The sequence below is a fragment of the Candidatus Leptofilum sp. genome (genome assembly GCF_965223525.1).
In the GTDB taxonomy this organism is placed as follows: domain Bacteria; phylum Chloroflexota; class Anaerolineae; order Promineifilales; family Promineifilaceae; genus Leptofilum.
Map to the genome: position 1 here is coordinate 357,256 of NZ_CBDCWX010000005.1, position 15,289 is coordinate 372,544.

Annotated in this window: 13 protein-coding genes and 1 pseudogene; 2 read left to right on the forward strand and 12 right to left on the reverse strand. The window is 50.9% G+C overall.

Annotated features, from left to right (window positions below; translation table 11 throughout):
• Positions 1–136: 136 nt before the first annotated feature.
• From ACOQPM_RS07060 to ACOQPM_RS07070, 3 genes and pseudogenes are all read right to left on the reverse strand, one after another.
• On the reverse strand, positions 137–1,339 hold the full coding sequence (locus tag ACOQPM_RS07060) for a M20 metallopeptidase family protein (protein WP_420628541.1): 1,203 nt from the start codon (positions 1,337–1,339) through the stop codon (positions 137–139).
• 409 nt (positions 1,340–1,748) lie between these two features.
• Positions 1,749–2,507, reverse strand: a pseudogene (locus ACOQPM_RS07065) (alpha/beta hydrolase).
• Between the two features lie 255 nt (positions 2,508–2,762).
• Entirely contained in the window at positions 2,763–3,275 is a 513-nt protein-coding gene (locus ACOQPM_RS07070) for a YcxB family protein (RefSeq protein ID WP_420628542.1), read from the reverse strand.
• A 145-nt stretch (positions 3,276–3,420) separates the two neighbouring features.
• Here ACOQPM_RS07070 and ACOQPM_RS07075 point away from each other — a divergent pair, with 145 nt between their 5' ends.
• Positions 3,421–5,037, forward strand: coding sequence for an amidohydrolase (locus tag ACOQPM_RS07075; RefSeq protein ID WP_420628543.1), 1,617 nt, complete (start codon positions 3,421–3,423; stop codon positions 5,035–5,037).
• A 103-nt stretch (positions 5,038–5,140) separates the two neighbouring features.
• Here the strand turns inward: ACOQPM_RS07075 and ACOQPM_RS07080 are convergent, their stop codons facing one another.
• Entirely contained in the window at positions 5,141–7,741 is a 2,601-nt protein-coding gene (locus tag ACOQPM_RS07080) for a protein O-mannosyl-transferase family (RefSeq protein ID WP_420628544.1), read from the reverse strand.
• A complete protein-coding gene (locus ACOQPM_RS07085; protein WP_420628545.1) occupies positions 7,719–8,843 on the reverse strand; it encodes a glycosyltransferase family 4 protein in 1,125 nt (374 codons plus the stop codon). The genes ACOQPM_RS07080 and ACOQPM_RS07085 overlap by 23 nt, the downstream gene beginning before the upstream one ends.
• Before the next feature lie 120 nt (positions 8,844–8,963).
• Here ACOQPM_RS07085 and ACOQPM_RS07090 point away from each other — a divergent pair, with 120 nt between their 5' ends.
• Positions 8,964–9,512: a GNAT family N-acetyltransferase gene (locus ACOQPM_RS07090; protein WP_420628546.1), complete on the forward strand. Its 549-nt coding sequence runs from the start codon at positions 8,964–8,966 to the stop codon at positions 9,510–9,512.
• Here ACOQPM_RS07090 and ACOQPM_RS07095 read toward each other — a convergent pair.
• From ACOQPM_RS07095 to ACOQPM_RS07125, 7 genes are all read right to left on the reverse strand, one after another.
• Positions 9,474–12,194: an amino acid adenylation domain-containing protein gene (locus ACOQPM_RS07095; RefSeq protein WP_420628547.1), complete on the reverse strand. Its 2,721-nt coding sequence runs from the start codon at positions 12,192–12,194 to the stop codon at positions 9,474–9,476. The two genes, ACOQPM_RS07090 and ACOQPM_RS07095, sit on opposite strands and share 39 nt — an antisense overlap.
• A gap of 176 nt (positions 12,195–12,370) precedes the next feature.
• Positions 12,371–12,745 (reverse strand): hypothetical protein, encoded by a 375-nt coding sequence (locus ACOQPM_RS07100; RefSeq protein ID WP_420628548.1) that lies wholly within the window; start codon positions 12,743–12,745, stop codon positions 12,371–12,373.
• Between the two features lie 69 nt (positions 12,746–12,814).
• Positions 12,815–13,525, reverse strand: coding sequence for a SpoIIE family protein phosphatase (locus ACOQPM_RS07105; protein ID WP_420628549.1), 711 nt, complete (start codon positions 13,523–13,525; stop codon positions 12,815–12,817).
• An 89-nt stretch (positions 13,526–13,614) separates the two neighbouring features.
• Positions 13,615–13,887, reverse strand: a complete 273-nt coding sequence (locus ACOQPM_RS07110; RefSeq protein WP_420628550.1) for a hypothetical protein — start codon at positions 13,885–13,887, stop codon at positions 13,615–13,617.
• A 127-nt stretch (positions 13,888–14,014) separates the two neighbouring features.
• Entirely contained in the window at positions 14,015–14,452 is a 438-nt protein-coding gene (locus tag ACOQPM_RS07115) for a cupredoxin domain-containing protein (protein WP_420628551.1), read from the reverse strand.
• 83 nt (positions 14,453–14,535) lie between these two features.
• Complete coding sequence (locus ACOQPM_RS07120; protein WP_420628552.1) at positions 14,536–14,940, reverse strand: hypothetical protein; 405 nt, start codon at positions 14,938–14,940, stop codon at positions 14,536–14,538.
• A gap of 89 nt (positions 14,941–15,029) precedes the next feature.
• Positions 15,030–15,248, reverse strand: a complete 219-nt coding sequence (locus ACOQPM_RS07125) for a hypothetical protein (protein ID WP_420628553.1) — start codon at positions 15,246–15,248, stop codon at positions 15,030–15,032.
• Between the last annotated feature and the right edge of the window lie 41 nt (positions 15,249–15,289).

Genomic DNA, 15,289 nt, shown 5'->3' on the forward strand with positions numbered 1-15,289 from the left:
TGGCTGAGGGGTCTTTATTTTCTCTAATACTTTATGGCTTTCTTAGTAGCCGTTCGGTTCCAAAACCGCTAAGTTAAATCCGAACAGCTACTTTAAGCCCATTCGCCAGTTCCACATTTTATTTGCGAATGGGCACTTAGCGATGACCGTTACTATGCCCGTTGGGCATGACGTAGTTGGCAGCGGCTTCGCCCATGACGGCGACGCCGTCAATCATGGCGCGCTCATCAAAAGTGAAGCGGGGATGGTGGTGGGGGAAATTGATACCTGCTTCTTCGTTACTGGCACCGATGAAAAAGTAACAGCCGGGAACTTCATCCAGAATAAAGCCCATATCTTCGGAGGCCATCGTGCGCTTAGCGACGATATTTTCTGCCCCCATCACTTTGGAAGCGGCCTGGTAAACAACGGCCGTTGGCTCAGGTGCATTCACCACGGCTTGAACGATGGCGATGGTTTCCATGGTGGCAGTACAGTTCAGTGCTTCGGCCATACTGGTAGCCATCTCCAAAATGCGACGGTAAATCATACGGTGCAGGTCGTTATTATAGCTACGCACGGTTCCTTTCAAAATTGCTTTGTCGGGGATGACATTAAAAGTTGTACCCGCCGAAAGTTGCCCAATGGAGACGACAACGCTGTCTTGCGGGTTGACGTTGCGGCTGACAATGCTTTGCAGGGCAGCCACGATGTGCGCCGCAGCCAAAACGGGATCAATTGCCAAATGGGGTGCTGCGCCATGCCCACCTTTGCCCTGTACCGTCAGGGTAAACACGCTGGATGAAGACATGCACGGCCCATTGATGACGCGCACTTTGCCATACGGTTCGGGCGTCCACAAGTGCATCGCTAAAGCCACATCTGGTTTGGGGGTGTCTAGCACGCCATCGGCAATCATGGCGATGGCACCGCCTAACCCTTCTTCACCAGGCTGGAAGACAAATTTGAGCGTACCTGCCATCTCTTCTTGGTAGCGGGACATGATTTTGGCCAGCCCCAGCCCCATCGCCGTGTGTCCGTCATGCCCACAGGCGTGCATAACGCCTGGATTTTGCGATGCAAAGGGAAGCCCCGTTTCTTCCTGGATGGGCAGACCATCCATATCAAACCGAAGCAAAACGGTGGGGCCAGCTTTAGGCCCTTCCAAAAGGCCAACTACCCCGGTTTGTCCCACGCCGGGCTGTACCTCAAAACCGTACTCGTTGAGCCGCTCGGCAACGATGCCAGCGGTGCGGGTTTCTTCAAACCCAAGCTCAGGATGTTTGTGAAAGTCGCGCCGAGTGGCGACAAGCTCGTCAAAAATAAGTTCTGCTTCTTGTTTGAAATTTGGTGGGTTCATGGGTTTGCCAATACGTAATAATTTAATGTTTACTGTGCAGCATTATAGCTACAAAATCTGACTAATTGTGTGACGCGATCCGGCTCTTTACGGGCTGTTCACAATGGTTTCACACTCTATTTACTGAGGATACGGCCGTTTCTACTATATTCTTGTCTTACGCTTACATAAGCCATTACAGGGGTACTATAATTTTTGCAAGTTCAGTTGGAGGTAGTATCAGATGTTTGTCCCAATCGGTTTACTTGTTTCGTTGGTTATCATTTCATTTTTGTTAGGTATGGCAGCGGTACCGCTTTTAGTGCTAGTTATTCTGAAAACGCCAGTGAGAATGCAGCCCAAAACTGCCTCAGAGGCGCAAAATAATTCTGAATTGGCTCGCTTCAAATGATTGAAGTGAGCATTTTTCTTAAGGGCTAATTTCATTTAAGGCACCGAGAACGGCAATGGCCGTTTCCATTTGTTGCTGTTCCCGGCTTATTGTTGCGCTCCCATCCCCTAGTTGCGTGCCATAATAGCCAAACTGCGCGTGATTTCCCCCCACAATTTCCACATAGCTAGTCTGTTCCGGTAAAAATATTCGGTTTGCACTTACTTCTGCAACGCTGGCCAACCCATCCTCGGTGGCATAAATTTTGGTGATGGGAATTTGAGCATGAGCCAAGCTGTTTACCGCCTCTTTGGGATGGCTAGTGCCAATGAGGATTGCCCCCGTGAACGTGGTTTCATGCGCCAAAATGGTGCGGGAGGCAATGGCTGCCCCGCGCGAATGGCCCGCCAACACTCATTGTTGCACAGCATCATTTGTCGCCATGATTTCCTGGCTGGTTTGCCAAAGCTGTTCTTCGTGGCTGGCGAACGGGGCGTTGCGCCAAGGCAGTTTGACGATGACAACAAGATAGCCTGCTTCTGCCAAGTTGCGTGCAAGTGGGGCGTATGCAATCGGTTCCACCATCGCGCCGGGGTAGAAGAGCACGCCAGTAGCGGCTTGATTGCTAGTCGGCTGGAAAATGATGTGCGTGTTGACTTCGATGATGGCAACGGCCGTATCGGAATCCATCACCCCATCTGGGAGATTTTGCGCCTGAAACGATAGCCATAGCCACGCCGTAAACGATAATCCAGCCAGCGGCCACACAACGCGAATAACTTTGCGAAAACGGGACATGATTTCCTCCCAAAATAAAACACCCCTTCACCATTTTCAGGTTGAAGGGGTGTGATTGTTACCTGAAATGTTTGCTTTTAGAGCAAAGCAAATGCCAATAATCCTGCAATTAGCAGTTGTGCGATGAAAACAGCGACAACGGCTCGTCCAGCGGGGCTTAAACTTCTAAAGTTGTGCAACATGAGCTTGTCCTTTACTAATCACCGTTAACAGTACACTATACGGGAATTGTGAACGGCCGTTGCAAACCGAACATTACTTATTGGCTTCCCAACGCTCATAAAGCTGCGAGCCGAACGCCTCGTATTGCTCCTGACTGTCAAAAAATTTCTTTGGAATGGAATAAAAGCCTGTGCCTATCCAAATCATAAGATATTTTTTGTAATGCTTTATTGATCTTATTCCCTTCCATTTTGTCAAGGTCTCATTGGCCTCAGTTGCTTCAAACAAACCATCCTCTTTAAGAACAAATTTATGTTCTCCTAAAACACCTGGCAAGTAACCAACTGAGAATACCGAGACCACAAGGCCAAATAAGCAAAGAGCTAACATGATAAGCGTTGTCCCAATAGAAGCAACAATGAAGCCTGTAAGTATCGTACAAAAAGTACAGACCACATCTCCAGATTGTTCACGACTAAAATATGCTGGGAAAAACAGGGTTGCCCAAATTATAAAACCCATTACCCATACAGCTTTTGACCGTGGGATGAGGTAAAGTTGCAAATAAAGATGTTCGAGGCGCGAGTGATGTGTTGTGATTTCCAAAATAAGCCCCCTTGATGACTTGGTTGACTGGAATTTCTGCCATTTTAATCGAATAAAAATCCCTAATCAAGCGCGAATTGATTTGTACACCACATTGCTTGTGATACGATCCTGGGAATCAATCTGGTTTTAGCAGGAGGCTTTTATGAGCGCGACGATGATTTTGTATAACGGCCGTATCCACACCCTAAACCCCCAACAGCCCACGGCAACGGCCGTTGCCATCCGTGATGGAAAAGTGCTGGCAATTGGTTCTGATAATGAAATAAAGTCCCTGCTGGCTGCTGACGGAGAGTTGGTGAATTTGAACGGCCGTTGCCTCACCCCCGGCTTGGTAGATGCCCATGTCCACTTCCAACATTTCGCTCTCAGCCTCCAGCGCGTTGACCTACGCGGCAGCCAAACCCTCGACGAAGCCCTCCAGCGCATCCGCCAAAAACTTTCTACCGTTCCCCGTTCACCGAATACCGATTACTGGTTACTGGGAAGAGGCTGGCGCGTTAACGATTGGGGACAAACCATCTTCCCTACTGCCGCCCACCTGGATGCCATCAGCAGCGATGTGCCAATTTGCCTGCACGACCATAGCGGCCACGCCGCCTGGGTAAACAGCTGCGCCCTGCAACTGGCCAACATCACTGCCCAAACGGCCGATCCACCCGGCGGCCAAATTCAGCGCGATGAAAATAGCCAACCAACAGGCATCCTGTTCGAAGACGCAATGGATTTGGTTACCCAACACATCCCTGCTACCACCACTGCCCAGATTGCCGACGCCATGCGCGAAGCACAACAATATTGCTGGCGCGTCGGGCTTACCGGCCTGCATGATTTTGACGGCCGTGCCTGCTTCATCGCCCTGCAAAGCCTGCAGCAAAATGGGGAATTAGGCCTGCGCGTGGTGAAAAATGTGCCGGTCTACCGGCTGGAACACGCCATTGGCGTGGGGCTACGCAGCGGTTTCGGTAACGACTGGCTACGCATCGGCAGCGTGAAAATATTTGCCGATGGCGCGCTCGGCCCCCGCACTGCCGCCATGATTGCTCCCTACGAAGGGGAACCAGACAATTACGGCATCGTCGTCACAGACAAGGAAGAGATGCTGGAGAAGGCGAGTACCGCCAGTGCCAACGGCCTCAGCGTCACTGTCCACGCCATTGGCGACAAGGCAAATCATGACGTGCTGGATGTGTTTGAAGCTGTTCGCCAAGAAGAAACAATACGCAATACGCAATACAAATTACGTCACCGCATTGAGCATGTCCAACTTATCCACCCCGCCGACCAGCCCCGACTAGCACAGCTCAACGTCATCGCCTCTATGCAGCCCATTCACGCAACTTCGGACATGGAAACGGCCGTTCACCATTGGGGCAGCCGCACAAAAGATAGCTACGCCTGGCGCATCATGCTCAACAGCGGAGCCACACTTGTTTTTGGCTCCGATGCGCCGATTGAGAAGATTGATCCGATGTTAGGGATTCATGCGGCCGTTACCCGACAACGCCCCGACGGCAGCCCTGGGCCAGACGGCTGGCACCCTGAACAAAAGCTCACCATGGCCGAAACTATCCACGCCTTCACCACCGCCGCCGCCATTACCAGCGGGCAGGAAGCCACGCAAGGTAGCATTATCTGCGGTAAACTTGCCGATTTCACTATTTTCAGCCGGGACATCTTCACCATCCCGCCGGATGAGTTGCTGGATGTGGAAATTAGCGGCACGGTTGTGGGGGGCACCTTCAAGTACCGCACGTTTTGATCAAAAAAAACAAAACGCAGATTCACCTGGTGAAAAAGATCAGGGCGATTAGGTAAATTTGCGTCCTAATCTTGTAACCTCTCTGCGCGGAAAGAATCCGCGGCTACTGCACGGTTATTGGCCCCAAAATGTAGCGGTCACCATTCAAGTTGCCTTCGTGGTCAGAGATGTGCAGGCGACGGCCGCTTACCATTTCATACAATCCCACCTCAATAAAGTAGGTGCCGGGCGGCAGGTCGGGGGGAATCGTCAGGCGGTACGGGTCAATGAAGCGTTGGCCGGGCAGCCATTTGGGAATCCACAAATGGGTCGGCGCAGAGCCACCCAGCGGCGTGTAATCCAGAAAAACGTACGGCACATTGTTGCTGTCAATGAGATGGACAAAAATGGTGTAACTTTCTTCTGCTTTAGCCAGGGCCTCCCATTCCAGCGTCACGTTCACGATGTCGCCACGCTGGACAGTGTTTAGGTTTTCAACTGTCCAGGGGGCTGCGGCGCGGTCTCCGTTTACACGCGCAGAGGCACTTACCAAGCCCACCCGCTGCCGGAAGTTGGCCAGCAAATGCTCAGTTTCGGGCGGAGCGTCCACGGCGTTAACGCTTAGCGGCCCCAAATCTAAGTCAAGTGGAATTTCCTCGTTTTGGCTGAGGTTTTTCATATTGAGCCGCAGTGGATAAACGCCACCCGCTAAATCGTGCGGCAGCGCAAAGTCAAAACGCTCCACAATTACCTCATTTTCCCACCAGTTTGGGGTGATGAGATGGCTGTCGGTGGTAAATTCATAGCGGAGATCGCCCACGTACAGCACGGGAACGTAAAAATCTTGCGTGCCAGCAGGCGCACGCATGGCCAAAGTCAGGGGCACAAAATCACCAGTCGTGGCGTGATGTTCTGGCAAATCATAAGCTACAATTTCGATGTCGTTGGCAACGGCCGTTACCGCAATCATTCCCTCTGGCACCGTTGTGTCTCCAGGCTCTACTACTTGGTAAAAGATGCTAGACGGCCGTAACCGAAACTCAGTCCCCGCCAAAGCTCCCTGCCGAAAATTACTTAAATAAACTGGCCCAGCGGGCAAATTGGCAAAAATGGCATCCAACCACGGGTTTGCCGTACCAGCCGCTACCAACTGTGGCGTAACCACTGCCGGATTCGGCCAATTTCCATTGACATAACGCTCATGCCAAAGTGGCGTCATTCGCTCCCAATCACTCAATAGCACCGCCCCACTTTCCTGCCCATCGGCCCAATGCTCAACTGCTTCAATTACCGTCTGCCCCTCATCATAATCCCGCAACGAAACGCGCGGCATATTTTGCCACACCTGCCAAATCGGCCCCGCAATAAAGAAAAAAGCCAGCGCAAAATAAAACCCGCGTCCATCCACGTTCATCCGCGTCCCAATTACTAAAAGCCAAAGCAACCCCAGCCCCGCAAACAGCCCGACAATCAAAAATGGGCCAACCAAATACGCCATGCTGTCCTGCGCCCGCAAGCTAATGACGAAGGCATAGGTGCCGAGGAAAGTTAAGGCAAAGAGCGTAACAAGGTGGCCGGGGGACAAAGTGAAGGGGTGAGTACTCGTTTCCTTTTTACCTTGTCTCCGGCGATTGGCAATCGCATTCACCTTGTCAAAAATGGGCCAGAGGAGGCCGAACAGTGCTAACAAAATAACAGGCCAGCTAAACTGGAGACGCAGCAGACTCCAGAAAACGCGGGCGCGGTTGGGCTGGTCGGCCAGGCTAACATAGGGCAGCGAGTCGCTAAGGCCACGTGCCAGAATGTGATCCAGAAAGCCATTGAGCGTGTTCATAGTGGTGGGGCCAAAGCCGGGATCCATCGGGCTGCGAATAGGGAAGTAGAGCCAGACGGATAGCCCCAGCAGGGCAAATCCAACCATTTTTAAAACGGTTTGCCAGTTGTGCAGCGCCATGCGGCGGAGGCTAGAAATTACAGATTGGAGATTAAGGCACGTGTTCCCAGTCTCCAGTCTCCAGTCTCTAAACTCTTTGGTCAGCCAAACGCTCAGAATAAATAACGCATACGCCGGAAAGCCAAAGACGGTGAGCGGGTGGTGCGTCACGCCTAGTCCGGCGGAGAAGCAGAAGGCGCAGAGCCATTTGTTTGAAGGGGTGAGAGAATCCACCTCTTTAGCCCTTCGCCCCTTCACTCCTTCATTTTCTGCCCACCATTTTGTCAAAAAGAATAGATTGGCGGCGGTAAAGGTGGCGGTGAGGATGTGAGGGTTGGCGTGGATAGCGTGCTGCCAGTGGTTTACGGCCGTTCCCACCACAAAAGCACCAAAAAGCGCAGCCATCGTCCCCAAAAGTTGACCTTCTTGAAGAAGGTCAACTTTTCTTGCCACCGTGCGAATGATGCCAAAGACAAACCAGGCACCCAGCGAAGCAGAAACGGCCGCAAGCAAATGCATCCGCCAGGCCACCGTGCCAATGGGAATAATTGTCTGGAATAGCTTGCCCAACAGCGTGATAAACGCATAGCCTGGCGGGTGGGCAATGCCCAACATGTTAGCCACAAAAGTGTACTCACTAGGGTCGCCCAGCACGGGGGATTGTGCCAGGGTGAGGAGGTAGAGGGTGAGGAGAGTTATTAGTAAAAAGAGACTGGAGATTAGAGACTGGAGATTCGTTTTTAGTCTCCAATCTCCGGTCTCTAATCTCCTATTTTTTGAGTAATTGGTCATAGATGGCAATGGTTTCTTGCGCTGTGCGTTCCCAGCTAAATTTTTGTGCGTGAGCCAGGCCAAGCTGCTGGCGATGTTGATACTCTTCTTTGTCAGTGAGCAGGCGGTGGATTACGGCCGTCATCTTTTCCACATTTCTCGGATCAAAATAAGCGGCCGCGTTACCCCCAACTTCTGGATGTGGCCCAGCGTTGCTGGCAGCAACGACCTGCCCAGAAGCCATCTGCTCCAAAATGGGTAAGCCAAATCCTTCATACAAACTCGGTTGCACGCCTAAAGCAGCTCCGGCAAGCACGGCGGGCAAATCTTCATCTGGTACCCAGCCCAACACTTTTACAGCATCTTGCAAACCGTCAGTTTCAATTTTGGCGAAAAAGTCATCATAGAGCCATCCCTTGCCCCCAGCCAGGACGAGGGAGAGATTTGGAAGAGTTTGGCGGAGTGCCTTGAGGGCATCGAGCAAACGATTGAGATTCTTGCGTGGCTCGATGGTGCTGAGGTGAACAAGGTACCGGTCGGGTAAATCGTATGTCTGCTTAATTTGGGTTACCCTGGCCGGGGACACAGGTTGAAAATGGGAAGCCGGTGCCTCGTGCACAACATGAATCTTAGCCGGATCAATGCCAAATTGCGTGACGATGTCTTGCCGGGTTGCCTGCGAAACGGCGACGATGGCATCGGCGCGGCGGCAGTAAAGGGGCATGGCCACATTCAAATACCAGTAGTTGAGCTTTTTGTGGTAGGCAGGAAAAAGCTGCGGAATTAGATCGTGGATAGTGAGGACGGTGGGTACGCCGCGCAAGGGCAATAAAAGATGTTCTGTTGCATGAAATAGTTCTGCGTTAGGAATTAGCCGGTTAAAGCCTAACCGACCCATCTGCCCCAACAGCACGGCCATGCGCCACGGTTTGTACCCCCACTGTACCGATTTTTGGGGGATTTGGGTGGGAAGTGATGGTGGGAAACGGCCGTCCCGCCCCCGATTATAAAAAAGTCCAAACCGCTCTGGCTGTGCTTCGATGAGTGCCTGGGCCAGCTTTTCGCTGTACCGTCCCAGGCCGGCTCTGGCGTGAACGGCCGCAGAAATATCCACATAAATCATGAGCAGGATTGTAGCAGCAGGACACAGCTGTGGCTAAAGGCAGCAACCTACGCCTAAGCAACGATTGGCAGTCTCCGTTACAATGTGTGTGAGCAGAATTTGTTACGTTGGAGGCTTGATATGGAGAAAGTTCAGATACGGAGAGCCGTGCCGGATGATGCGGACAGGATGGCGCACTGTTTGGTGGCTGGGAATCGAGCGTCATTCGATGGGTTGGTTCCAGAGAAGTGCCTGGATTTTCCGGTGGAAGAGAGCAGCCGCAACTGGCGGCAAACCCTGGTTGAAAATGAAACCAGCCACATCTGGCTGCTGCTGGTGGCAGAATATGAAGCGGGGTTGGTTGTGGGCTACGCCATGTTTGGCACGGGCAGCCGCCAGTCTGAGTTTGGCAGTGAACTGCTCTCTATGGCCGTAGACCCCAATTGGCAGCAGCGCGGCATTGGGCGGCTGTTGGTGCAACGGGGGGCTGCGTTTTACCAAAAGCAGGGAATCCATTCGATGCTGGTGGGGGTCTTGGAGATCAATCCAAACGTGGCTTTTTATGAGCGGCTGGGGGCAAAGTATGTTGAGGAACGGCCGTACAATTGGGACGGCTTCGAGACGACCGAACTACTTTATGGCTGGGCCAATTTAGAGATGCTTGCAAATCTGCGAGGAAGAGGAAGGTGAGAACGGCCGTTCTTCTTGCTGCACCTCGTCAAGCCGCCTCTGCAACGCCGCAGCGACTTCCCGCACATATGGCTCTTGCAGAACCCCAAGATGATCTGTGGAGAACTGACAGAGGTACACTCCCTCAGCCGCTGCTTTGTCCCAGCCTAACGATTGATTTGTGAGGCGGCTACGTTCAACCACAAACATATCAATTTTGCCCTGAAACGTGCCACTTGGCCGATAGCGTAAGCGAGATTGGCGGGTAACAAACTTCATTAAATAATAATCTCGATGCTGCCGCAAAACGGGTGCGCCACTGGCAAGATAGAAGCTAAAAACAGACTTCTTAGCAATTTGATAAAGCCGAGCAAGCCGCTGGCGTGATTGCAAGGCAATATGCCGCACCTTGCCCACAATCAATTTTGGTAAGTTTTTGTCCAAGCCAAACGTTGGCAAACTGTCCACCTGTAGGCCAACGCCATTCTGATGCTGGATCATCAACGATTCTCTACTGTCTAGTGGCGATGGTTCGATGAGAGCCAGTAGAGCCACTTGCTGCCCAGCTTTTTGCAGCTGCCAAGCCATTTCATAGGCAACCATGCCGCCATAACAGAAACCGCCTAAATAGTAGGGACCTTCTGGCTGGAACTGCCGAATCTCCGCCACATACCGCTCAGCAAGCGCTTCAACTCTGGGTGACTCCACGCGATGCCCTGTCCAGTTAGGCGGCTGCACGCCATAAAAGGGCTGGTCATCGGCCAAATAGTCGGCCAATTTTTGATGATTGAAGACATGCCCAGCACCGCCATGTACACAATAAAATGGGGGGCGGCCGCCGCCTTCTTTAATTGGAACAAGGGCCGACCATGAATCAGACGGCCGTTGCCGTTCGATAGCTTCAGCCAACTGGGCAATCGTTGGATATTGGAACAGCAAGGTAATAGGCAAGCCTTGCATGATTCGTTTATCAATTTGGGCAAACACGAGCGTAGCCAGCAATGAGTGACCGCCTAGCGTGAAGAAATTGTCGTATATCCCAATGGGCTTTACGCCGAGAACCTCCTCCCAAATGGCTACTAAGGTCGCTTCATGCTCTGTGGTTGGGGCAGCAAACGCCTCATTTTTCTCTGTTTGGGCAAGTGGCAGTTTACTCAGAGCCAGCCGGTCTATTTTACCGTTTGCGTTTTGGGGCAATTTGTCTAAAAAGATAAATTGGGCGGGAACCATATATTCAGGCAGCGCTGTTCGCATAAAGTGAACGAGGGCTTCGGTCGTTGGCTTTTGGCCTGCATAGGGAACGACGTAGGCAATGAGTTGTTTATCGCCAACTGCTGGGGTATGGGTAATAACGGCCGTTTCCTTCACCAATTTATACTGAGCCAAAGTCGCTTCAACTTCCGCTATTTCAATGCGAAAGCCTCGAATTTTTACCCGTGAATCTTTGCGACCTAAATAAACTAAACTACCATCTGGTTGCAAACGGCCTAAATCTCCTGTGTGATAAAGTCTCATCGTAGGCTCGTTAGCGACTTGCGGGAATGCCTGCTTGGTTAAAGCAGGCCGCTGCCAATAAGCCACAGCAAGATACGGGCTTTTGACCACAATTTCGCCTACTTCGGATGGAGGGACGGTGCGGTCGTTTTCATCAACCAAAATAATCTCTTTATCTTGAACAGGGTAGCCTACAGGGACAACATTGGTTTCTAGCTCAATCTGTTTATTCACAAAAAATTGACGGTAAATAGAAACCTCTGTTGAGCTTAAATTGTTGAGTAAAATGCAGTTATCAGAAAATCGCTTTCTGTATCGCTCAACATCCGCAGTAGAAACTGCCTCGCCCCCTAAATGGATTAGGCGAATCTTCGGAAAATTTTCATCCCCCTCCAAATTGTCCACAAAATGCCGAAAAACTGTCGGGATGGAGTGAAAAATCGTTATGCCTTCCTCAATCAACCAACGTTCTAATCGTGTTAATCCCAACAGTTTTAAGTTAAAAGGAAAAATCGCTGCCCCTTTCAACATCGCCCGGAAAATATCACTGATACCCGCCGCATGGCTTAGCGAGCCAAATAAAGACAGCCGATCATCCATACAAATTTTGGTCGCATTGGTGTAGGTCATCACGTAATGAAGAATGTTTCGCTGATTTTGCAAAACTCCTTTGGGCTTGCCTGTAGAACCTGACGTGTAAATGAGATAGGCGGGCGCGTCTGGTGAGATGGGAAGGCTCAAATCTTTGGCTGATTTACCTTGCACCTCATCTTCTACATTAATAATCTGGATTTTGTCTGTCTGATAGGTTTGGGCTGTAGGGAAGTTTTTGTGATTGGTTAAAATCAACTCAGCCAGAGAGTCTTGCAATAAATATGATGCTCTGGCCTGGGGATACGATGGGTCTATGGGAACAAATGCTTTGCCTGCCTTTAGCACGCCAAATAGCGCGGTTACAAAAGCAATGGTGGGCTCAAACAGTAAAGCGACAACTTTTCCCTCCCTTCCAGCTTTTTCCAAAATGGTATGGGCGATCTGGTTGGCTCGGTCATTTAATTGCTGGTAGGTCAACGCGGCCGTTTCAGTTTTAATAGCTAAGCGGCCTGGGGTTTGCTGAACTTGGGATTCAAAACAAGCAGCAATGGATTGCTCTATGCTCTTTTTTTCAAATGGTCTAAATGTAGCAGGTGGGGGAACGGTCACCTTCATAAGCTAGCCCCTTTTGATATGAGTGATTATCAAAAATTTGGCTACTTCAAAGGTGATAATCAGCTTAACCCTAAGTAGAGAATCTTTCGGGGCGGATTAAGTTTAATCACGGTTTTACGCAATGGGGGAAATTGCTCACAAGCGTTTAATCAGCGGCTGGGACAATTTAGAATGGCTTACAAATCTGCGAGGAAGGTAAGAACGGCCGTTCTCACCTCCTCCACAGTTAATCCACTCGTATCCAAATAAAAATCACAGTGCTTGCGGGCATGGCGCAGCAGATGATGTTGCTGCACTAGCCGCTGGGGGCCACCATCAATGTGGGGGCGGCGGGCGCGTGCATTGGCGTAATCCACGTCGAGGAAGATGAGCAGATCGGGCTGGGTGACGCGCTGCCACATATTGGCGACGTAAGAATGCTCCTGAGCAGGGTGTCGCGCTTCGTAACCAGCCGCCTTGAGTGCAGTAGTGAGGGTACTCTTGCCTGAAGAACATGGGCCAACCACGGCAACGCGCAGGGTTTTACTGTCAACCAAATCAGAATCTGGCATAAATTTCCAGGGGATTGGAGACTGAAGATTAGAGATTACCAATCTTCAGTCTCTCATCTCCAATCTCCTTCAAATTGGTAAAGACACATCCATCCGGCGCACGCCATCTTTTTGCGGCGCGGCGTGTACCGAAACGACTAATACGCTAATGTCGTCACGCGGACGGCCGTTGTCCTTCTCGTTTGCCTCAGCTAGTAACATATCGGCCAGGGTTCGTGCTTCGGTAATGCCCGTGCCAATCATTTGCCGGGTGGCCGCGACGGGGTCATAGTTGCCATTACCGCTCAGGCTACCCGCGTGGCGCAGGCCATCGGTGAACACCACAATGATCGTACCTGGCAAAATGGGCAGCTCGGTAATGACTGGCTTGGTATTACGATAGATACCTACACAGCGGGAGGGCTCATCGAGCAAATAAAGGCCATCTTGCTGCGTAAAGACAACAACTGGAGATTCATTGTTGCGGGAGATGACGAAGGTTTTGGTCTCCATATCCACCGAGAGCATATTGAGCGTTGCGCTAACTTTGCCCCCGCGGTAGGTGTAAAGGTAGTCATGTGCGGCACGAGCGGCCGCGCCGTCCCGCACGCCTTCACTAAGTAGTTGGATTGCCTTGCGTGCCACCAAATTGCTAATTGCCTTGGCCGATTTGCCACTACGCTGCCCATCTACCAGCACAAACGAGAGTCCGCCATGCGGCCGTTCAATCATTTCTAGCGTATCACCACTTTCGCTGGTGGCGTATTTGCCAATTTTGGCAACAGCAAATTGCACATCCATAACAGAATTCATTATAGCCGACGGGATAAAGAAACAAAAAAAACGCTGATGACATATCACCAGCGTCCTTAGCAGGTCGTTCAGTTGGCTTAAATTTGGGTAGCCAGCTTCGCGTGTTTAGCGTGATGACGCCGCTGCCAAACCAGATAATGCGTGTGGATGTTGTCTGCTAGCCCAACCAGCGCCAGGGCGTTAAACAAAAGCGTGCCAAGGAGCCGTACATAATCGGTCGTTTCCACATAAAGCGGCAGACGGGTGGCTGTTGCCAGGGCAAAAACCATTATTACCACACAAATAAAGCTCATAAGCCAAACGTGTAGGGCACTGTGGGGAACATTTTTTGTAGACAGTTGTTGTTTCATATCACTACTCTCCAAGATTGTTTGACGAACCTAGCAATCATGCCATTTTGATCTGTCATTGAAAATTAAACGTGACATGATTGCCAGGTTAACCAGTTAACAACTGTCTCCGTTTGATGCCTACAAATTACTCTTCCACGATAAGCGTGGCAACCATGCCTGCTTCGCGGTGGCCAGGAATACCGCAGTAAACAGCATAAGTACCGGGGGGTACGGCCGTAAATTCTGCCATCACCTGTTCATTCGCGGGCATATGCACATGCCAATCCAGCTCATCAATATCAAAACTGTGAGCATACGTATCCTTGTTGTCCAGGGCAAAGGCGATGGCTTCGCCTGCCTGTACACGCAGCACATCTTGCCCAAAGCGCATATTTTCGGAGGTGTAGTGGATGGCTGAGGGGGAAACGGCCGTTTCCGAACGACCTCCCAGCAAATCATTCAGCAATCCCATCCTGGCGATAACCAAACCAAAAAGCACAATCCCCACAAGAATTCCGCCCAAAAGCACTAAATAATTCAGCCAGCTATTTTCTTTTTCCTGCACAGTTGTTGTAACTTGCATAACAATGCGTCCTTGTCTTGCTTACTAAGTCTTGCTTACTAATTGGTAGAGGCAGGTCTGAGACCTGCCTCTACTCCCCAAATTTAATCACCAGCAGCGATGGAAACGGCCGTTTCCTCATCATTGCCAACTCCACGAGACATTGTTGCCACCATGCCAGCGACGATGCCGATAAACGGCGCATTCAAAGCGTGGAAGGCAGAGACAAACGGCAACCCATTACGACGGGCTTCCATAAGGAATGGCTGTAACAAAATGAGAAAGAAGAGCAGCGCCGTGCGGCCAATAATTGCTTTTGGTAGCTTGGCAACGGCCGCTGCAATAAGTGCCAACAGCGAAGCCAGCAGCAAAGCCAAACCAAAGAAAACATGGGCATCGGGCGTACTCACCACACCGGCGTGCCAAATTCCGGCAAAGAACATCTGGGCAAAAACCCCTAGGCTAATAAAAGCGGTTAAACCTTTGTGAACAATTGCGAAAGTTTTCATGATAATTTTTCCTCCAAGTTTTGAATGATTTTTACGTTTCTGAAATTAAAATCTGCGCGTGACAACAACGTGACGCACAACTGCTTTCTTTATAGATGGGTTTCGGCTTCAGCAGGGTGAGGCTGTTGTTCTGATGCTTGCACCGATTCACCCGTTTTGTCTTCCAGCAGAGCAACCAAATCTGCCAGCGTGGCAAAACCGAGCCGTTCACCACTGTTGGGGTTTTCTAGCAAACCGCGCCAAGAGCCGTCTTGCTTTTCACGCCAGAGCCGCAGCAGGTAAGCCATGTATTCGCGTTTTGCCATCATAATTCCCCTTGCTTGATTTTTGGGTTCTCAGCTCACCAGAT

Excerpts from the sequence above, each read along its gene's own strand:
- ACOQPM_RS07125 (WP_420628553.1), bottom strand. The coding sequence starts at position 15,248 with ATGATGGCAAAACGCGAATACATGGCTTACCTGCTGCGGCTCTGGCGT.
- ACOQPM_RS07105 (WP_420628549.1), bottom strand. The coding sequence starts at position 13,525 with ATGGATGTGCAATTTGCTGTTGCCAAAATTGGCAAATACGCCACCAGC.
- ACOQPM_RS07075 (WP_420628543.1), top strand. The coding sequence starts at position 3,421 with ATGAGCGCGACGATGATTTTGTATAACGGCCGTATCCACACCCTAAAC.
- ACOQPM_RS07095 (WP_420628547.1), bottom strand. The coding sequence starts at position 12,194 with ATGAAGGTGACCGTTCCCCCACCTGCTACATTTAGACCATTTGAAAAA.
- ACOQPM_RS07080 (WP_420628544.1), bottom strand. The coding sequence starts at position 7,741 with ATGACCAATTACTCAAAAAATAGGAGATTAGAGACCGGAGATTGGAGA.
- ACOQPM_RS07110 (WP_420628550.1), bottom strand. The coding sequence starts at position 13,887 with ATGAAACAACAACTGTCTACAAAAAATGTTCCCCACAGTGCCCTACAC.
- ACOQPM_RS07085 (WP_420628545.1), bottom strand. The coding sequence starts at position 8,843 with ATGATTTATGTGGATATTTCTGCGGCCGTTCACGCCAGAGCCGGCCTG.
- ACOQPM_RS07100 (WP_420628548.1), bottom strand. The coding sequence starts at position 12,745 with ATGCCAGATTCTGATTTGGTTGACAGTAAAACCCTGCGCGTTGCCGTG.
- ACOQPM_RS07060 (WP_420628541.1), bottom strand. The coding sequence starts at position 1,339 with ATGAACCCACCAAATTTCAAACAAGAAGCAGAACTTATTTTTGACGAG.
- ACOQPM_RS07120 (WP_420628552.1), bottom strand. The coding sequence starts at position 14,940 with ATGAAAACTTTCGCAATTGTTCACAAAGGTTTAACCGCTTTTATTAGC.
- ACOQPM_RS07115 (WP_420628551.1), bottom strand. The coding sequence starts at position 14,452 with ATGCAAGTTACAACAACTGTGCAGGAAAAAGAAAATAGCTGGCTGAAT.
- ACOQPM_RS07090 (WP_420628546.1), top strand. The coding sequence starts at position 8,964 with ATGGAGAAAGTTCAGATACGGAGAGCCGTGCCGGATGATGCGGACAGG.